Below are 18401 nucleotides of genomic sequence, written 5' to 3'. Positions count from 1 at the left end.
ATGTCGGTCGCGCTCCTCGTGCCGTGGGTGTCGGGTGTCCTGCTCGTCGCGTTCGACGGGCGCCGGCGCGTGGTGACCTGGCTTGCCGTCGTGTCGCTCCTGGTGACGCTCGCCGTGCTGGGCGTCCTCGCCGTCGAGGTGTTCACCGGGGGCGGCAGCGAGGTCGTCACCGGTGGCTGGGCGCCCGGCGTCGGCATCGTGCTGCGCGCGGACGCACTGGGCGTCGCGTTCGCGTGGCTCTCGGTGCTCGTGCTGCTGGCCGGCGCGGCGCACGAGGCGATCGGCCGGGTGCGGTCACGGACCTTCCCCGGTCTGGTCGTGCTGCTCGCCGCCGGGCTGACCGGTCTGTTCGTCACGGCCGACGTGTTCACCTTCTACGTCTTCTTCGAACTGGCCATGACCGCGTCGTACGCGCTCAGCGCCTACGGGGGCAAACGGCGCCAGCTGCGGGCCGCGCTGGTGTTCACCGCGGTGAACCTCCTGGGCTCGTTCATCTTCCTGCTGTCCGTGGCCGGTGCGTACCGGGTGACCGGAACCCTCGCGATGGACCAGGTCGCCCAGCGCATGCTGACTGTGAACCCCAACGCCGCGATCCTCATCGCGGCCGGGTTCTTCATCGCGTTCAGCGTGAAGCTGGGCCTGTTCCCGTTCCACTTCTGGCTGCCGACCGTCTACGCCGGCTCCCGGCCGGCCGTCGCGGCCATCCTCAGCGGTGCGGTGGCGAACATCGGCGCCTACGGCCTCCTGCGCTTCGGCGCCGGGATCTTCCCGGAACAGCTGCGGCTGACGGGAGTGGCGCTCGCCGTCCTGGGTGCCGTGTCGATCGTCTACGGCGGGGTGCTGGCCATCGGTCGCGGCGACACCGCCGAGATGCTGGCCTACTCCGCGATCGGACAGGTGGGGTACGTGCTCGTCGCCCTGGGGGTGGGCGGACCGGTCGGGCTGACCGCCGCGGTGCTCTACAGCGTGGTCAACTCGCTGAACAAGGCGTTGCTGTTCCTGGCCTCCGGGACGCGCGGGCCGCTGGTCGCTGCCGCGTTCGCGATCGGGGCCCTCAGCGTGGCGGGGGTGCCGCCCACAGCGGGGTTCGTCGGCAAGCTCGAACTGTTCCGCACCGGGGTCGTGGCCGGCAGCGTCGCGCTCGTCGTGCTCCTCGTGGCCGGCAGCGTGCTCTCGCTGGTGTACCTGTTCCAGGTCTACCAACGCCGCTTCTGGCGCGAAGGTCCGCCGCTGGCCGGTGCGCGCAGCCCGTTGCCACAGCGGCTGATCACCGCCGTGCTGGCCCTGCTCGTGCTGGCCACCGGCCTGTGGCCGGAACCGCTGCTCGCGCTCAGCGGTCAGGCGGTCGACGCCCTGCTGGCCGGTGCCCCGGGATGACGAGGGAGGTAGGGATGCTCGCACTGCTGGTCCGTGTCGTCGTGCTCACCACGATCTACCTGCTGGTGCTGACGAGCCTGCATCCGGGGGACGTCGCCACCGGCCTGGTGCTCTCGACCCTGGTGGTGGTGGCAGCCGCCAGGGTGAGCTCGTCGCAGCCGGCGCCGAGCTCGTCGTTGCCGCGCAGGCTGGCCGGTGTGCCGGCGCTGATCGGAGGGACGGTCGTGGACCTGGCGAAGGGCACGTGGGACACCGTGCGGTGCCTCGTCGGGCGAGGTCTGCCGCACGGTGGCCTCGTCGAGGTGCCGATACCGCCCAGCGGGCCGTCCGCGGCGGCGGCCTGGGGGATCAGGGTCGGGTTCGTGCCGGACACCGTCGTCGTCGAGATCGACGAGCGGAAGGGGACGATGTTGTTGCACGTGCTCGACGCGCGTGATCCCGATGCCGTGATCGCCGCGCAGACCGACTCCTACGAGCGGCGCCAGCGCCGCGTGTTCCCCTGACCGCCCATGCCTGCCTTCGTCATCGTCCCCGCCCTCATCTGGGTGACACTGCTGCTGGTCGCCGGCGGCCTGGTGCTGGCCCGCGCCCGTGACGTGCTCCAGCGGATCGTCGCACTCGACCTCCTCGCGGTGGTCGTCATCGCGTTGCTGGCCCTGCTGAGCTTCGTGAGGGACCAGCCGTACTACCTCGACGCCGCGGTGGCGCTCGCCCTGATGTCCTTCGTCGCCACCGTGGCCACGGCTCGGTACCTCGACAGGGGAGGGCCGTTCGGATGATCTCGGTCGTGCTCGACGTGGTCGGCGGTGTGCTGTTGCTGCTCGGTCTGGTGCTGCTCACGATCAGCCTCGTCGGCGTCCTGCGGCTGCCCGGCACCTACGGCCAGCTGCACGCCCAGGGGTTGGCCACCGGTCCCGGTGTGATCGCGATCCTCGCGTCCTCGGTCGCGACCGAGGACGCCGCGACGATCACCTTCGCCGTGCTCGCGATCGTGTTCATCGCGCTGACCTCGCCCGTGTCCAGCCACGCGATCGCCCGCGCGGCCCACCGCCGCGGTCAGCGGCGGGGCGACCAGGGGGACTAGGGCCTGCGTAGAGGTAGGTCAGAGCCTGACGCTGTTTGCAGGTCTCGAGGTCGAAGGCCTTGCTCGTCGCCTTCGGCGTTCCGCGGGACGTCACCGTGATCGACACGCGTGGTCGCCCGTGGACCGGCTGAGCGCTGCGGCCTGCTCCGCGGGAACCGCCATCTGCCGCGTGTAGGGTCCGTGTAGGTCATTTCCGTGTAATCCAGGGATTCATCTCCCGGAAGAAACGGAAATTGCGCGATGTTACTCAGAATCAGCAGCGCGGTCGCCGGCGTCGCCGCCACCGTCGCCGCGCTGGTGCTCGTGCCCACCACCGCCCAGGCCGCCGCTCCCGCACTCGAGCTGCCGTTCATCTGCGGCACGTCATGGGTGGGCAACTCCGGCGCCAGCAGCGCGCACCGCAACAACGAGATCGACTGGAACATGTCCGGCACCTCGGGCAACGAGGACCTCGGTGAGCCCGTGCTCGCCGCGGCGGCGGGCACGGTGAGCGCTGAGGGTGGCGAGACCTCCGCCTACGGCAACTACCTGGAGATCGACCACGGCGGCGGCTATTCGACGCTGTACGCGCACCTCGACAAGAAGTCGGTGCACGACGGCGACACCGTGCGGCAGGGCCAGGTGATCGGCACGGTCGGCAACACCGACGGCAACACCTCGGGCCTGTCCGCCCACCTGCACTTCGAGTTCCGCAACCGGGGAAGCGGCCAGAGCTATCCCGACTACATCCGGCCGGCCTCGTTCCACGGCGACCCGTTCGACTACGCCGGCGGCACCGAGACGTACGTCAGCCAGAACTGCGGCACGGTCAACCGCGCGGCCAAGAGCGTCAACGGCGACAGGTACGACGACGCGGTCGGCATCGACCCCTCCGGCAACGCGTGGCTCTACAAGGGCAGGGCGGGCGGGGGCTTCGACGCCGCTGTCCAGATCGGTACCGGCTGGAACGACTTCTCGCGCATCGCCGTGAACGACTCCAACGCCGACGGCTGGGCCGACCTGTTCGCAATCCGCGACGGCTCGCTGCACTACTGGAACAACCGGGGCGACGGCACGTTCGCCGTGGCCCGCGTGATCGGCCCCGGCTGGAACGCCTACGAGTACGTGTCCTTCGTGGACATCAACGGGGACAACAAGACCGACGTCCTCGCCCGCGACGGCGGCAAGATGTACGTCTACACCGGACAGGGCAGTGGCGCGTTCTCCGCGCGGTCGCTGCTCGGCGAGGGCTGGTCGGGCTACGCCCGGCACACGGGCGGTGACGCCGACGCGGACGGCGACGGCGACATCTGGGCGACCAACGGCTCGGGCGAGCTCTTCTTCTGGCGCAAGGACTCCGGCGGCTACGCGACGGGCGAGCAGGTCGGCAGCGGCTGGAACGGCTTCCGCCAGGTCGTGTCGATGGACGTCAACGGCGACGCGAAGGCCGACCTCGTGGCCATCCGCACGTCGGACAACACGCTCTGGCAGTGGCTGGGCGGCGGCGCGGGCAGGTTCGGCAGGGCGACGCAGATCGGCCACGGCTGGTCCGGCTTCGACCTGGCGGTGAACTGACGTGCGCATCCTGCCCGGACTCCTGGCCACGGCCGCCGCTCTGACCTGTTTCGCCCTGCCCGCTCAGGCCGCCGGTGACATCGACCTGTGCGTGTCCAACGGCCGCACCGCCGGGTTCACCGGTGAGAAGCTGGTCGTCGCGGTGGCGGTCGGCATGGCGGAGTCCCGGTGCGACCCGCTCGCCCGGTACGTGAACAGCGACAGCCACAGCTCGGTCGACCGCGGCCTCTGGCAGATCAACGACTACTGGCACCCCGAGGTCAGCGACTCCTGCGCCTACAACGCCGCGTGCAACGCGCGGGAGGCGTACCGGATCTCCGACCAGGGCACGGACTGGACGCCGTGGTCGACCTACAAGTCCGGCCGCTACAAGGAGTTCGTGGACGACGCCCGCGCGGCCATCGGCTCTCCACCGGCGCCAGTGCTTGCGTCCAAGAGCGTGAACGGCGACAAGTACGACGACGCGCTGGGGGTGGACCCGAACGGCAACGCGTGGATCTACAAGGGCCGTGCCGGCGGCGGGTTCGCGGCCGGCGTGCAACTCGGCGTGGGCTGGGGGAAGTTCACCCGGATCGGCATCGGCGACTCGAACGCCGACGGCTGGGCGGACCTGTGGGCCATCAGCAACGGCACGCTCTACTACTGGAACAACCGCGGCGACGGCACCTTCGCCGCGGCGGCGACCGTCGGCACCGGCTGGGCGTCCATGGAGAACGTCGCGTTCGGCGACGTGAACGGCGACAACCGAACCGACATCCTGGCCCGCGACGGCGGCAAGATGTACCTCTACGTCGGCCGCGGCAACGGCAGGTTCGCCGAGCGCGACCTCGTGGGTGCGGGCTGGGCTTCGCTGTTCCGGCACACCGCCGCGGACGCCGACGGGGACGGTGACGGCGACATCTGGGCGACCGACACCGCCGGTGAGCTGTTCTTCTGGAAGCGCAGCGGCGCCGACTTCGCCACCGCGGTGCAGGTCGGGCAGGGCTGGAACGCGTTCCGGCAGATGACGTCGATGGACGTCAACGGCGACGGCAAAGCCGACCTCGTGGCCATCCGCACGTCGGACAACACGCTCTGGCAGTGGATCGGCACCGGGACCGGCGGGTTCGGCGTCGGCACGCAGATCGGGCACGGCTGGACCGGCTGGGACCTGGCGGCGAACTGACGGCGTGAGGCCGGCACCCCTCGCGGGGGCCGGCCTCCTGTCGTGCCCGCGGCACCTGGTCGACAGGGCCGAACCGGCGCAGGCCGGCCAAGATCCGGGCCACCCGTCCGCCGGGAGCGTCCCGGTGCCCGAGGCGACACCCCACCCGTCTAGACCGACGCCAGCGCCCGTCGCTGGAACACCACCAGCGCGACACCGAGCACCACCACCGCCATGCCCGCCAGGACCCCGGCCTCGACCAGGACCGACCCCAGCCCCGCCGACGGACGGGACAGGGTGAGCAGCGCGTCCATCGCCCACGAGTGCGGGAACAGGTAGCCGATCGTGCCCAGCACCTCGCCGGCCACCTCGCGCGGCCACAGGCAGCCGCCCAGCATGCCCAGCACGATGCCGACCGGGGGACCGATGGCCGGTGCCTGCTGCGGTGAGCGCACCAAGGCGCCGACCAGCATCGCGGCGCCCGTGGCGATGAGGCAGAACAGTGCGACGACCACGCCCACGCCCAGCGGGTCGCCCCACCGCACGTCGAACAGGAACCGGCTCACCACGATGATCAGCAGGGACTGCGCGAGCGCCACCGCGAACCGGCTCAGCGCCTCGCCCAGCAGCACCTGGCTCCGCCGCACCGGTGCGGCCAGGGAGCGGCGGACCATGCCGATGCGGCGGCTCTCGACCAGTGCGGCGGCGACGGCCATCGAGTTGACGAACGTGAACAGCAGCAGGTTCGCGGGTGCGGTGTAGGCGAAGCCGGTCGGTTTGGCGGGCTCGTCGCCTCCTGTCGAGGCGACGGTGACGGCCACCGACTCCTCCTTCGCCTTGCGCACGTACTGCTCGGCCTGCTCCGATGACGCGCCCGCCGCCCGTGCCGCGCGGGTCGCCTCCAGCACCGCCGCCACCTTGCCGACCGCCACGTCGATCTCGCTGCGCGCGGCCATGCCGCTGCCGCTGGTCTGGGTCATGACCAGTTCGAGCTCGGTGTCGCCCGGTGTCACGACCAGCCCCGCGGCCAGCTCGCCGCGGCGGACGTCGTCGCGGACCTCCTGCGCGGACTCCGCTCGCCGCACCTCCAGCGCCTGGTCGGACTCCAGCTCGGCGACCACGGCCGCCGACACCGGGTCGGAGGTGTCGGCGACCACGGCCACCGGCAGCTTCGCGTCCGCCGCGTCGCCACCCAGGGCCAGACCGACGAACACGATCGTCACGAACGGCATGACGACGATGAAGAACATGCCGACCTTGTCGCGCAGCTGGCGCTTCAGGTTGGCCAGCACCAGCGCGGTGACGGGACGGGGACTCATGCGAACCTGCCCTTGCGGAAGCCGAGCAACGCCACCGTGCCCGCGACGACGCCGATGCCGGTGACCACGGCGATCGGCACGAGCACGGCGGACGGGCCCGCGCCGGTGCCCGCCAGTTCCGACAGGCCCGCCGACACCCACCCGTTGGGCGTGATCAGCGAGATGCCGCGCAGCCACTCCGGCAGGTTGTAGACGGGCACGATGCTGCCGCCCAGGAACGCGAACACGAACGCCACGCCGAGCGTGTAGCCGTCGGCCTGCGCATCGGTCTTCGCGCGGCTGGCCACCAGCATCACGATCGCTGTCGCCGCGAACACGTGCGCCAGCAGCAACCCGAACACCCCGAGTGGGTTGCCCCAGCTCGCGCCGAAGATCAGCACGGACGACAGCCAGGTCGCGCACATGCTGACCAGCGCCAGCCCGAACCCGACCGCGCTCTTGCCCACCAGCGCCGTCCACAGGGGCACCGGGGCGGCGCGCATCCGGTCGAGCGTGCCGTTCTGCCGCTCGCTGAGCAGGCTGCGGGCGGTGGTGCCGACGACGAAGAACGCGAACATCACCGCCATGCCCGCGCCGTAGTGCACAGCCAGGTCGACCCGCCCGCCCGCGACCGGGTCGCCGACCAATGACAGCGCCGGCCCGGCCTTGCCGTTCTCCTCGACGAACAGCTGCACCCGGTCAGCGGGCACGCCCGCCTCCAGCGAGGCGCGCACGGCCAGCGTCCTGGCCTCGACCAGGGCCGAGATCCGGTCGACCATGCTGCGCGCCACCACACCCGCCAGCGGCGACTCGGGTGACTCCAGCACGGCCACCTGCCCGCCGCGGCCCGCGCCGACGCCCTCGCTGAACCCGGCGGGGAACACGAGGGCCGCACCCGACTCGCCGCCGTCGACCGCACGGCGCGCCGCAGCCTCGTCCGGGTACTGGCGGAAGGTCAGCACGCCCTTGAGCTCGTCGGTGTTCAGCGCCTCGCGCTGCACGCTCGCCGGGAACTCACCGCCGTCGAGGTCGACCACGCCGATGGTCGCCTTGAGCGGCGGGTCGTCGTCACCGCCCAGCGCCAACCCGAACATCGTCGCGAGCAGGATCGGCGCGACGAGCGCGATCAACGGCGCCGTGCCGTCCCGCAGCCGCGACCGCAGCTCATGGCCGCCCACGACCAGCAGGGCACGCAAAGTGCTCTTACCCAAGGTTTTCGCCCATCCCTAGCCCGGTCCACGTCAGTCCCGCAGGGTGCTGCCGGTGAGGTGCAAGAACGCCGCTTCGAGGTCGGGTTCGACGACCTCGACACCGGTCACCGCTCCCGCGTCACCGACGGCGGCCAGCAGCGCGGGCAGCAGGTGCCGCCCGTCGGCGACGAGCAACCGGATCGACGACGACCCGGTGACCACCGCCTCGGACACGCCTTCCACGGCACGCAGCTTCTCGGACGCCGCGGTGACGTCACCGTCCAGCGTCAGCTCCACCCGGTCCGTGCCGCCCAGTTCGGCGACGAGCTCGCGCTTGGTCCCGTCGGCGACCACGCGGCCCTGGTCGATGATCCCGACCCGCGTGCACACCCGCTCCACCTCCTCCATGTAGTGGGAGGTGTAGAGCAGGCTCATGCCCTCGCCGACCAGCGCCTCGACGCGGTCCAGGATCGCGACGCGGCTCTGCGGGTCCACGCCGACCGTCGGCTCGTCGAGGATGAGCAGGCGCGGCCGGTGCAGCAGGGCGACGGCGATGTTGGTGCGCCGCTTCATGCCGCCGGAGTAGGTGTCCACCTTGTCGTCACCACGACCGGTCAGGCCGACCAGGTCGAGCACCTCGCCGATGCGCGAGGTCAGCTCACGCCGCGGCAGGCCGTGGAGCCTGCCGAAGTAGCGCAGGTTCTCCTTGGCGGTCAGCTCCGGGTACAGCGCGATCTCCTGCGGCACGTACCCGATGAGCCGCTTGGCGGCGATCGGGTCCTCGTCGACGTCGATGCCGCCGACCCGCACCGAACCCTCGTCCGGGCGCAGCAGCCCGACGAGCATGGAGATGGTCGTGGTCTTGCCGGCCCCGTTGGGACCGAGCAACCCGTACGCCTCCCCCTCGTCGATGTGGAAGCCGACCCGGTCGACCACCGTCTTGTCGCCGTAGCGCTTGACCAGGCGCTCGCACACCAGCGCAGGCGTCATGTCGTCCTCTCGATCAAGATCCGCACCCGTCGATCCGCTCCGGCTGGGAGGCGCCCACCACGTTGTTGCGGAAGCGCTGGTTGCCGGGGTCGGTGCCGATCTGCAGGTCGAACGGGCTGTTGCCGGTGATGGTGTTCCACTCGAAGGAGTTGTCGGTCGAGTCGGAGCCGCCCCAGTCCGCGGACGAGGCCAGCACCAGCGCGGCGCCCATGACCGACGGACCGGTGGGTTCGTTGCCGTGCAACCGGTTGCCGACGACCGCGACGCGCTGGACGCCGATGGCGGCGATGCCGACGCCGGAGATCGGCGGTCCGGCGAAACCGAGCACGCCGGGCTCGTCGCCACCGGAGGCCAGGGTGTTGCCGGTGATGTCGTTGTCCGCGACGAGCACGTCGGCGACGCCGCCGGGCAGCTCACCCTCGTAGGTCTGGTGCAGCAGCAGAACACCCGCCGCGTTGCCGTGGCAGCGGTTGCGCAGCACCCGCGCGCGACTGGAGTTGTCGACGAACACGCCGAACGCGTTGGCGGTGCTCTCGCTGTCGGCGATCACCGCGTCGGCGGCCGGGCAGAACGCCAGCGCGATACCGCCGTACTGGCTGCCCTCCGCACGGCAGCGCGACACCTCCACCGCGGCCGACTCGCGCACGTACAGGCCCCACACCGCGTTGCCGGCCGACTCGACGTCGACGAGCCGCAAGCCGGTGGCGGTGTGCGCGTAGACGCCCGCCCCGGAGAAGCCCCGCACGGTCAGGCCCTCGACGGTCACACCGGACACGTCGTGCACGGTGATGCCGCTGACCACGTCGGCGGGCGCGTCGTGCAGTGCCGGCACTGCACTGGGCGCGACGGCACCGGGCACGATCACCGTGCGGCCGGCGCCCGCGCCGATGAGCGCCACGTCCGGGCGGCCGATCACCAGGCTGCCCTCGTAGGTCCCCTCCGCCAGGCGCAGCACCGCGCCCGGTGCGCAGCCGTCGAGCGCTTCCTGGACGGAGTCCCCGGGGTGAATGCGGACTTCGGTCGTGACCTCGGTCACGGACATCGCAGCGCTCCTCTCGGCGTGGCGATCAGTATGGCAAGGGCGACGATCAGGTCACCGCGGAAACCCCACCGGGCCATGCCCGCGACGGCCGCGCCGTCGCCGGGCTCCGCGGACCGCTCGGTGAGCCGCGCCAGTGCGGCCGAACCGCTGGCGCCGAACACGGTGTAGGCGCACCGCTCGGTCATCGAGACCCTGGTGGCCGCCTCGACCTCGGGCACGGCGGCGGCCAGCAGCGCGTCCGCCCACTCCGCACCGGGCGGCGGCGCCTCGCCGCACGCCTCGAAGTCGTGCCACGAGAACCCGCGCGGCCGGCCGCCGACCGCCTTCACGAGGCACTCCTTCACCGCCACCGCGGCCGCGGTGGCGAGGCCGGGGTCAGCGTGCAGGTCCCGCTCACCGGGGGAGGCGACGTGCCGGGTGTAGGCGGGCCCGCTGTAGGACATGGCGCGGGTGACCCTGGCGACGTCGACCACGTCCACCCCGAACAGCATCGGCGGCGCGGTCACCCGGTGACCTCGCCGAGGAACCGCAGCAGCTCGGCGGTGTAGACCTCGCCGCGCTCGATCATCGGGATGTGCCCGCAGTCCTCGACGGTGACGAACTCGGTGTTCGCGTGCCGTGGCACCAGTTCGAGCCACGGCTCGATCGGCGTCATGCGGTCGTGGCGGCCCCAGACGTACAGCGACGGGCAGGTGACCTTGTCCATCGCCGGGTCGACCCGGTAGGTCCTGGTGGCGCGGATGCTGCGGGCCATCGCGACCATCGCGGAACCCTGGCGCAGCAGCTGCGCGGTCGACTCCACCTGCTCGTCGGTGAACAGCGGCTCACCGTGGAAGAGGGCGGCCAGCATGCGGTCGCGGAACTGCTCGCCCTGCAACCGCACGTCGCCGCGCCGGTCCATGTTCAGGCCCACGTCGGGGTCGGCGCTCAGGCCGGGCGCACCGCTGACCGCGATGGCCTTCACCCGGTCAGGAAAACGGCCGGCGAGGTCGATGGCGACCAGACCTCCCAGGGAGTTCGCGCAGACCACGACCTCCTCCGCGCCGGCCGCGTCCACGGACTCCATCAGGGCGTCCCCGAGGCGTTCGATGGAACCCGCGATCTTCGCGTCCACGCCGCAGATGGGCTCTTCGGTGCGCAGCACCGGCCACCCGGCGTCGGCGAGGGCGGTGAACGGGTGGTCCCAGATCCAGCCACCCGCGAACAGGGCGGACATGAAGGCCACCAGCGGTCGCCCGCCCGCCGCGGGCCGGTGGTCGGCGGTGAAGACCGTCATCGGGCAGCTCCTGGCATCGTCAGAACAGAGCGTCGGAACGGAGAAGTCAGAACAGGGGGTCGGGGGTCGGGGTGGTGCCGCACGCGCAGGTCCTGCCCGCGCCCGCGTCGACCATCTCCTCGCAGTCGGGGCAGCGCAGGTGGAAGCTCTCCCGCTCCAGCACCCACACGCTGGTGTACGCGCCGGTGCACAGGCCGCCGCGGAAGAACTTCCGCAGGGACCGCTGGTGCGGCCGGGCGTGCACGGCGCGGACCGACTCCGGGCGGTCGAAGGCGCTGATCGTGTACTTGCGGGCGCCGATCTCGAACGTGCTCATGCCGAGGAAGCCCTTGGAGGCGCGCATCGACTTGACCACCTCGGTGCTGAGCAGGTCGACCTCCGCGCCCTCGACGTCGTCGCGGACGTCCAGGTAGGTGAACGTCAGCACCCGCGGGTAGTCGGTTCTGTCCACTGTGGTGCGTGCGCTGATGCCGTACTCCTGCACCTCGTCGTGGCTGAGCAGGAAGCGCGCCGTGTGGCCGAGCGACGAGGCCAGGGCGACCCGGTCGAAGTGGCGCCGCACGCGCACCGCGCCGTCCACGACGGTCAGCACGTCCACGCCGTCCACCCGCGCCGCACCGCCCGTGCCCGGTATCCCGAGGTAGGGGGCGCGGTGCGTGCCGGTCAGGGTCCAGGTGAGCACGGCGGTGCCGCCCGCGTCGGCGGCCGGTGCGAAGTCGAGCACCAGGTCCGGGAACCGGGTCAGCACGGCCTCGACGTGCGCGACGAGGTCCGCGCCCGCCACCGGCTCCGGGGTGTCCGGGTCGGCGAACTCCGCCACCGCGCCGGCGATGGCGGCGGCGTCGCGCTCGCGCCAGGCCGCTGCCCACCGCACGGCGGTCTCGATCAGGTCCATGCGGTCACCGCTTCCAGGTCGTGGTCCTCGGCCAGTCGGGCGGAGGTCAGCGCCACCGCGAACGCCAGGTCGGCGGTGTGGCTCACGGAGACCCGGACGCGGGTGCCCGGCGCCTCCCTGCCGTCCAGCGGGCCGATCAGGCGCACACCCGGCGGGTGACCGTGCAGGCAGGCCGCCGTGCGGCTGCAGAGGGGAGCGGGCAGCGGCAGCACCTCCACCGCACCCAGGTTCTCCGCGGTCACGGGCTCGTCCAGCAGGCGCAGCACGGCGTACTTGGCCGCGAGCCGGCCCGCCCAGTGCTGCAGGGTGCGGCCGGCGCCGGACCGCAGCCGTTCCGGGCGGGTGAACACGACCTCCAGCGGCATCGGCTCGACCAGCTGCCACGGCGCGGTCAGCTCGCCGAAGGCGACCGCGGCGCTGCCCCACCCGGTCATGCCGCGGGCTCCGGGCGGCGCAGCCTGCGCACGGCGGCCGGGTCGGCCATGCTGACGCAGCCGGTGCCGACGCCGCGGAGCAGTCCGGTGAGCACCTTGCTGTCGCCGACCTCGACCAGCGTCTCAGCGTCGGCGAGCACGCGCATGGTCTCCGTCCACCGCACCCGTTCCGTGAACTGAGCGATCAGGGCGTCCACAATGGTCGGCAGGTCCGTGGTGGGTTCGGCGGTCGTGTTCGGGACCACCGGGACGCGCGGCGAGCGCATCGGTGTCGCGCGCACCGCCTCGGCCCAGCCGTCCAGCGCGCCCGCCATCAGCGGCGAGTGGAACGCGTTGCTCACCTTGAGCGCCACCACCTTGCGGGCGCCGGCCGCCGTGGCCAGCGCGACGAGCCGCTCGACGGCGGCGGTCGCGCCGGAGACGACGGTGTGGTCCGGCGCGTTCTCCAGACCGACGACCAGCGGCTCGTCCGGCCCTGCAGCCTCGGCGGCCAGCTCCTCCACCCGGTGCGGTGTCAGCCCCAGCACGGCCGTCATGCCACCGGTGTCCGGCAGGTCGGCCATGAGCCGGGCGCGGACGGCGACCAGGCGCAGCGCGGTGTCGGCGTCGAGCACGCCCGCCGCGCACAGCGCGCTGATCTCACCGACGCTGTGCCCGGCGACGACGTCCGGTTCCACGCCGCGGTCCCGCAGGACCGCGAGCGCGGCGAGGTTGCACGCGGTCACGGCGGGCTGCGCGTGCAGGGTGTCGACGAGCCTGTCCAGCGGCCCGCGGGCGCACAGCTCCGACACCGGTTCGGGCAGCAGCTCGTCGGCGCGCGCGACCACCGCCGCGCCCACCGGGTCGCGGCGCAGCCAGCCGCCCATGCCGATCCGGACCGTTCCCTGGCCGGGGAACACGAAGCCGATCACCTGCGCACCTCCAGTCCTCTGCGCTGCCCTTGCCGACGAGCCGGGTGCCGGTCAGAGCCGGCGCCGCCGGGACGGCACCGCCGCGGCCTTCTCGGTGCCCAGGAAACCCAGCAGCAGCTTGGTGACGATCTCCGGCTGGTCCAGCGGGATCCAGTGGCTGGCGTCCTCGACGCGCTCATAGCGCCACGAGCCCTTGACGAACTTCACCGAGCCCGTCATGCCCTCTTCGAGCAGCGCCTTGTCCCCCGTGGACCAGATGCCGAGGGTGGGCGCGAGCACGGGCGGGAAGTTGCCCTCCACGCGCAGCTCGGACTCGGGGGAGCGGTTGGCGCGGTACCAGTTCAGCGCCGCGGTGAGCGCGCCCGGCTTGGCCAGCTCGCGCGGGTAGCGCTGGTGGTCGCCCTCGCCGCCCATGATCTCCTTGAACAGCCGCCACCCGTTGCGCCGCAACAACTGCTCGCTCACGCCGGGGAACTGGTAGAAGAGCATGTACCAGCTGGCCTTGCGCTGCTCGATCGACGGCGTGCTGAACACACCGGGGTGCCCGACCGACAGCACGGCGAGGTGGTCGACGCGGCGCGGCATCAGGAACGCGTACATCCACGCGATGGCGGCGCCCCAGTCGTGTCCGACGATGTGCGCCTTGGGGATGCCGAGGTGCTGCGTCAGCGCCACGACGTCGTTGACGATCGTGCGCATGTCGTACGCCTCGACCTCCTGCGGCTTGCCCGACTCGCCGAAGCCGCGCAGGTCGGGTGCGATGACCCGGAAGCCCGCCTCGACCAGCGGGTCGATCTGGTGCCGCCACAGGTAGTGCGAGTCGGGGAAGCCGTGCAGCAGCACGACCGGGTCGCCCTCTCCCTTGTCCACGTAGGCGATGTCGATGCCGTTGACGTGTGCCGACCCGGTCAGCAGGGTGTCCTTGACGCTCATGCCCTCTCCCTGAACAGCCTCTCGGCGAAGAACTCGCTGAACCCGAACTCCGGCACGTCCTCTGGCGGGACCATGTTGAGCAGGCCGGTCACCGACGCGGCGAAGTTGTCCGCCATCAGCTCGCGCGCCCGGCGCCGGCGCTCGGCCGCGACGGGACCGAACTCGCAGTGCAGCTTGGCGATGATGTCCGCGCCGAAGTGCAGCCGGTCCATCCGGAACTTCCGCTCGGCCAGGTACCCCTCGAAGGCCGCGGGGGACCAGTCGTCGCCACCGGTCAGCACCTCGCACACGGCACGGGTGTCGCGCAGGCTGCACGACAGGCCGGTGCCGAGCACGGTGTCGGCGTTGCCCGCCTCGTCCCCGACGAGCACCACGCCGTCCATGACGATCGGCTGCTCGGGGAACATCGCGACCGACGGCCACAGCTTGAGCGGCCCGATCGGTGTCGCGGCGGTGTAGACGGCCTTGCCGCGGTCGGGCAGCGACGCCAGCTCGAAGTCCGCGATGAACCGCTTCTCACCCTCCGGGCCCTGGTAGAGCTTCCGGTTGGCGGTGGGGAAGTTGATGTAGAGCCGGGCGTTGCCGTCGCCCTGCGGGAACACCATGAACATCTTCTCGTCCTCGGTGCCCATCGCCTGCACGTCCATCGGCCAGTCGTCCAGGCCGGTGACCCGCAGCCCGCCGCCCCAGTGGTGCACCGAGGTCGCCATGGACACGCCGACCTGGCGGCCGACCGTGCAGCCGCGGCCGGTGGCGCCGATGACGATGCGCGGCTTGGCCAGGTGTTCCTGCCCCGCGTGGGTCCAGCGGACCTCCGGGCTGGTTCCGGCGGTGACCTGGACCCGCTGCGCGCCCATGACCACCTCCGCGCCGCCGTCCTCCGCCTGCTCGGCCATCAGCGCGCAGACCTCGTGGTGCGGGAACGACATGGGGCCGCCGACACCGGGCACGAACCGCGTCATGTCCACGGTCTCCGCCTCGGCCGGGTCGACCGTCTCGTCCCACTGCGTCCACTCGCGGATCTCCCACGCGCCGCCGAGGCCGAACGCCTCCTCGACGCCCAGCGTCTGCGCCTCACGCAGGCCCCACGGCGCGATCCACTCACCGCGCACGATGTCCCGGTAGGTCTCCTGCTTCTCCAGCAGCACCACGGACAGGCCGTTCTGCACGAGGTTGGCCGCGGCGGACGCGCCCGCGATACCGCCGCCCACCACGACGACGTCGACTCCGGTGTGCTCGACGGTCATGCCTGCCACCTCTCCCAGGACGTGCGTTCCTTGGCCGGAACCCGCTTGGCGGGCCGGAAGTCCGTGCCGATCGTGTAGGCGACCGGTACCAGGCAGACCTGGGTGACACCGGCGGGAATCCCGAGCAGCTCGCCCACCTGCCGCTCAAACGGCAGGTGCATGCACGTGATCGTGCTGCCGAGCCCGCGGCTGCGCAGGGCCAGCTGGAACGACCAGACCGCGGGGAAGATCGAGCCGTAGAAGTTGCTGGCCCGCATGGCCCCGATCCGCACACCCTCCTGCCAGGTGCCGAGGTTGCGGGTACCGGTGGAGCCGAGCCACTCGGCGTCGATCGCGCCGATGTCCGGCGGACGGCCGAGCACGCACGGGATCACCAGCGCCGGCACCCTGGCGATGGTCTCGGCCAGTGCGGCCGCCGAGGCGTTGTTCTTCCTCATCTGCGGGTTGTTGCGGCGGCGCCCGGAGCGCGTCCACACCTCTTTCTGGTGGAACTGCCAGGAGATGTCGAACAGCTCCGCCAGCTGGTCCTTCACCGCCTGCTCGGTGATCACCACCCAGCGCCAGTTCTGCTGGTCGTTCGCGGTCGGGGCCTGGACGGCGATCTCCAGAGCCTCCTCGATCACCGCGCGCGGCACCGGCCGGTCGAGGTCGAGCCGGCGGCGCACCGACCGGGTGGTGGTGAGCAGCCGGTCGGTCTCCAGCACGTCGAAGGGCAGGCCGGTCACACCGCACCCAGCAGGGTTCCTCCGCGCACCGAACCGGGCGCGGCGCTGAGCACGAGTGCCTTGGCCGGCCTGGCCGGCAGCTCGGGCTTGGTGACGTAGGACTCGACCGTGCCGGCACGGGGGCTGGTCAGTCCCGCGATGGCCGGTGCGACGCCGTCGCGCAGCGCGAGCGCGGCCAGCGCCAGGTTCAGCGCGCCGGTGGCCGCTCCCGCGTCACCGGTCAGTCCCGCGGTGGCGGTGAGCCGGGCGGACGGGACGGCGCCGAGCACCGCGCCCGCCTCCGCCTCGTCGGTCGCGCTGCCGGTGGCCGCACCGACCACCAGGTCCACGCCGTCGGTGGGCAGTGCGGCGATGGCGCGTTCCACCAGGGCCTGCTCGTCGTCCGCTCCGGCGCTCGCGTGGGCGCTGCTCAGCACCCGCGCGTACGGGGTCGCGCCCCTGGCGGCGGCGTGCGCGGCCGACTCGACGACCAGGGCCACCGACGCCGACGCGGACGCCTCGCCCGAGTTGCGGTCGTAGGGGTCGACCTGCGCGCCGTCGCCGGGCTGCGGTGACTCGTCGGCGGCGACCACGACCACCACGTCCGCCTTGCCGGACCGGATGATCTCCACCGCGCAGTCCAGCGCGATGGACGCCGACGCGCCGCCGTTGCAGATCGTCGTGGTCGGGCCGCGCAGGCCCAGGGTCTGGCACACCGCGCCGCCGGTGGCGTTGAGCACCACGTTGGAGAAGCTGAGCACGGCGGGCTTGTTCGGGTTGGCCAGCACGCTCTCGTCGAACCCGCCGGTGCTCTCCACCGAGCCCGCCGCGGTGGCGAAGACGACGCCCACGTTGTCCAGGGCGGCGCGGGGCAGCTTCAGCCCGGCGTCCTCCCAGGCCAGCCGGGAGGCGGCGATCGCCATGCGGGACAGGTGGTTCATGTGCCGCCACAGCGAGCGCGGCGCGAACGTGCGGCCCTCCAGCGACGGCTCCGCGCCGACCGCGGTGCGGCCGTTGGCGACCGCCTCGGCGACCTCGGCGATGCCGGTGCCCAGACCGGTGACCGGTCCGAGGCCGGTGAGGACGACCTCGGTGGCGGGCAGCTCGTCGTACTCGCGCGGGCCGCCGGGGCGGCGCAGCACGAGCGAGGCGTTGTTGCCGCCGAACGCGTAGTTGTTGGACACCACGACGTCCATGTGTAGCGGACGCGCGGTGTTCGGCACGAAGTCCAAAGTGGACTCCGCAATCGCCTCGTCGGTGAACCCGATGGTGGGCGGCGCGGTCGCGGTGCGCAGGGCCAGCACGCTGGCCACCGCCTCGACCGCACCCGCCGCGCCCAGCGTGTGCCCGATGAAGCTCTTGATGCTGCTGGTCGGCACCTGAGGCGCCCGCTCGCCGAACACGGCGCGCATGACCTTCTTCTCCATGGCGTCGTTGGCGGGCGTGCCGGTGCCGTGCCCGTTGACGTAGTCCACCGCGTCGGTGTCGAGACCGGCGTCGGCGAGAGCCCTGCGCATGGCCGTGATGCCGCCGCGGCCGGTCGGGTCCGGTGCGGTGGCGTGGTAGGCGTCGGCGGACAGGCCGTAGCCCGCGACCTCCGCCAGCGGCTCCGCACCCCTGGCCAGCGCGTGGTCCAGCGCCTCCACGACCAGGAAAGCCGCGCCCTCACCCAGGTTCAGGCCGTCCGAGCGGCTGTAGGGGCCGCACGGGCGGGCGCTGAGGGCCTGCAGGCCCGCGAACCCCGCGTAGGTGCCGAACAGCAGCGGGTCGACGCCACCGGCGAGCACCACGTCCGCCTCACCGGTGAGGATCTTGTCCTTGGCCAGGCCGACCGCGTTGCCGCCCGCCGCGCACGCGGTCGAGACCAGGACGCGCGGGCCGGTCATGCCCAGCTTGCCCGCGATGACGTCACCGGTGGCGTGCATGGGCTGGTAGCCGCCCGCCGCGGTCGGGGTGGCCTGGCACTTGCCGAGGACCAACCCGAACCGCTCGCCGGGCAGCTCCGCGGGCGTGACCGCGCCCAGCCCCGCCCTGCTGACCGCCTGCCGGGCGGCGACGAGGGCGAGCCGGGCCGTGCGGTCCAGCCCGGTGTCCTCGGCCGGCAGCTGCGCGTCGATCCACTCGTCGGGCACCTGGCCCGCGAACCTGGCCTCGAACGCGGCGAACCGCTCGTCGTCCACGGCGGTGATGCCGCCCGCGCCGGCGGTGAGCCGGGCCCAGAACTCCTCCGGGTCCCTGCCCGCCGCGCAGATCACCCCGACTCCGGTGATGACCACTGGCCGCAGCGCCATGCTCGCTCCTCCTCGCAAACCCCGGGCGACC

The 18401-nt window shown here is 72.3% G+C and carries 19 protein-coding genes; 6 read left to right on the top strand and 13 right to left on the bottom strand.

All coding sequences use genetic code 11. From position 1 onward, the window contains the following. The 6 genes from ACZ7CF_RS40625 (at position 1) to ACZ7CF_RS40600 (ending at position 5180) form a co-directional block, all read left to right on the top strand. The gene (locus ACZ7CF_RS40625) at positions 1-1377 is read left to right on the top strand and encodes a complex I subunit 5 family protein (protein ID WP_470372352.1); all 1377 of its coding nucleotides are present in this window, start codon (positions 1-3) and stop codon (positions 1375-1377) included. A 14-nt stretch (positions 1378-1391) separates the two neighbouring features. Further along, positions 1392-1880, top strand: coding sequence for a Na+/H+ antiporter subunit E (locus ACZ7CF_RS40620; RefSeq protein ID WP_470372351.1), 489 nt, complete (start codon positions 1392-1394; stop codon positions 1878-1880). Positions 1881-1886: 6 nt separating this feature from the next. Next, positions 1887-2156, top strand: coding sequence for an MrpF/PhaF family protein (locus ACZ7CF_RS40615; RefSeq protein WP_360393459.1), 270 nt, complete (start codon positions 1887-1889; stop codon positions 2154-2156). Beyond that, positions 2153-2461, top strand: coding sequence for a monovalent cation/H(+) antiporter subunit G (gene mnhG, locus ACZ7CF_RS40610; protein WP_360393461.1), 309 nt, complete (start codon positions 2153-2155; stop codon positions 2459-2461). Before ACZ7CF_RS40615 ends, mnhG begins: the two co-directional genes overlap by 4 nt. Positions 2462-2701: 240 nt before the next feature. Then, positions 2702-4015: a peptidoglycan DD-metalloendopeptidase family protein gene (locus ACZ7CF_RS40605; RefSeq protein ID WP_470372350.1), complete on the top strand. Its 1314-nt coding sequence runs from the start codon at positions 2702-2704 to the stop codon at positions 4013-4015. A 1-nt stretch (position 4016) separates the two neighbouring features. Next, positions 4017-5180: an FG-GAP-like repeat-containing protein gene (locus ACZ7CF_RS40600; RefSeq protein ID WP_360393466.1), complete on the top strand. Its 1164-nt coding sequence runs from the start codon at positions 4017-4019 to the stop codon at positions 5178-5180. Positions 5181-5329: 149 nt separating this feature from the next. Here the strand turns inward: ACZ7CF_RS40600 and ACZ7CF_RS40595 are convergent, their stop codons facing one another. From ACZ7CF_RS40595 to ACZ7CF_RS40535, 13 genes are read right to left on the bottom strand one after another with little or no spacing between them, the layout of a single operon-like run. Continuing rightward, a complete protein-coding gene (locus ACZ7CF_RS40595; RefSeq protein ID WP_360393469.1) occupies positions 5330-6478 on the bottom strand; it encodes an ABC transporter permease in 1149 nt (382 codons plus the stop codon). Continuing rightward, positions 6475-7668, bottom strand: a complete 1194-nt coding sequence (locus tag ACZ7CF_RS40590) for an ABC transporter permease (protein ID WP_360393471.1) — start codon at positions 7666-7668, stop codon at positions 6475-6477. The genes ACZ7CF_RS40595 and ACZ7CF_RS40590 overlap by 4 nt, the downstream gene beginning before the upstream one ends. A 30-nt stretch (positions 7669-7698) precedes the next feature. Then, a complete protein-coding gene (locus ACZ7CF_RS40585) occupies positions 7699-8637 on the bottom strand; it encodes an ABC transporter ATP-binding protein (protein ID WP_360393474.1) in 939 nt (312 codons plus the stop codon). Between the two features lie 13 nt (positions 8638-8650). Further along, positions 8651-9679, bottom strand: a complete 1029-nt coding sequence (locus ACZ7CF_RS40580; protein ID WP_470372349.1) for a right-handed parallel beta-helix repeat-containing protein — start codon at positions 9677-9679, stop codon at positions 8651-8653. Then, positions 9670-10185, bottom strand: a complete 516-nt coding sequence (locus ACZ7CF_RS40575; RefSeq protein ID WP_360393479.1) for a holo-ACP synthase — start codon at positions 10183-10185, stop codon at positions 9670-9672. Before ACZ7CF_RS40575 ends, ACZ7CF_RS40580 begins: the two co-directional genes overlap by 10 nt. Then, positions 10182-10955, bottom strand: a complete 774-nt coding sequence (locus tag ACZ7CF_RS40570; RefSeq protein WP_458431593.1) for an alpha/beta fold hydrolase — start codon at positions 10953-10955, stop codon at positions 10182-10184. Before ACZ7CF_RS40570 ends, ACZ7CF_RS40575 begins: the two co-directional genes overlap by 4 nt. Positions 10956-11001: 46 nt before the next feature. Continuing rightward, complete coding sequence (locus ACZ7CF_RS40565) at positions 11002-11850, bottom strand: ester cyclase (protein WP_360393484.1); 849 nt, start codon at positions 11848-11850, stop codon at positions 11002-11004. Further along, complete coding sequence (locus ACZ7CF_RS40560; protein WP_360393487.1) at positions 11841-12284, bottom strand: holo-ACP synthase; 444 nt, start codon at positions 12282-12284, stop codon at positions 11841-11843. Before ACZ7CF_RS40560 ends, ACZ7CF_RS40565 begins: the two co-directional genes overlap by 10 nt. Further along, on the bottom strand, positions 12281-13195 hold the full coding sequence (locus tag ACZ7CF_RS40555) for an ACP S-malonyltransferase (RefSeq protein WP_360393490.1): 915 nt from the start codon (positions 13193-13195) through the stop codon (positions 12281-12283). Before ACZ7CF_RS40555 ends, ACZ7CF_RS40560 begins: the two co-directional genes overlap by 4 nt. Positions 13196-13246: 51 nt before the next feature. Beyond that, positions 13247-14128 (bottom strand): alpha/beta fold hydrolase, encoded by an 882-nt coding sequence (locus tag ACZ7CF_RS40550; RefSeq protein ID WP_360393493.1) that lies wholly within the window; start codon positions 14126-14128, stop codon positions 13247-13249. Beyond that, positions 14125-15375: an FAD-dependent oxidoreductase gene (locus ACZ7CF_RS40545; RefSeq protein WP_360393495.1), complete on the bottom strand. Its 1251-nt coding sequence runs from the start codon at positions 15373-15375 to the stop codon at positions 14125-14127. Before ACZ7CF_RS40545 ends, ACZ7CF_RS40550 begins: the two co-directional genes overlap by 4 nt. Next, on the bottom strand, positions 15372-16100 hold the full coding sequence (locus ACZ7CF_RS40540) for a nitroreductase family protein (protein WP_360393498.1): 729 nt from the start codon (positions 16098-16100) through the stop codon (positions 15372-15374). The genes ACZ7CF_RS40545 and ACZ7CF_RS40540 overlap by 4 nt, the downstream gene beginning before the upstream one ends. Then, positions 16097-18370 (bottom strand): beta-ketoacyl synthase N-terminal-like domain-containing protein, encoded by a 2274-nt coding sequence (locus tag ACZ7CF_RS40535; RefSeq protein ID WP_470372348.1) that lies wholly within the window; start codon positions 18368-18370, stop codon positions 16097-16099. The genes ACZ7CF_RS40540 and ACZ7CF_RS40535 overlap by 4 nt, the downstream gene beginning before the upstream one ends. Between the last annotated feature and the right edge of the window lie 31 nt (positions 18371-18401).

It is taken from the genome of Lentzea sp. NPDC036955, assembly GCF_055608005.1.
This window is presented reverse-complemented; position numbering and strand designations above follow the sequence as displayed.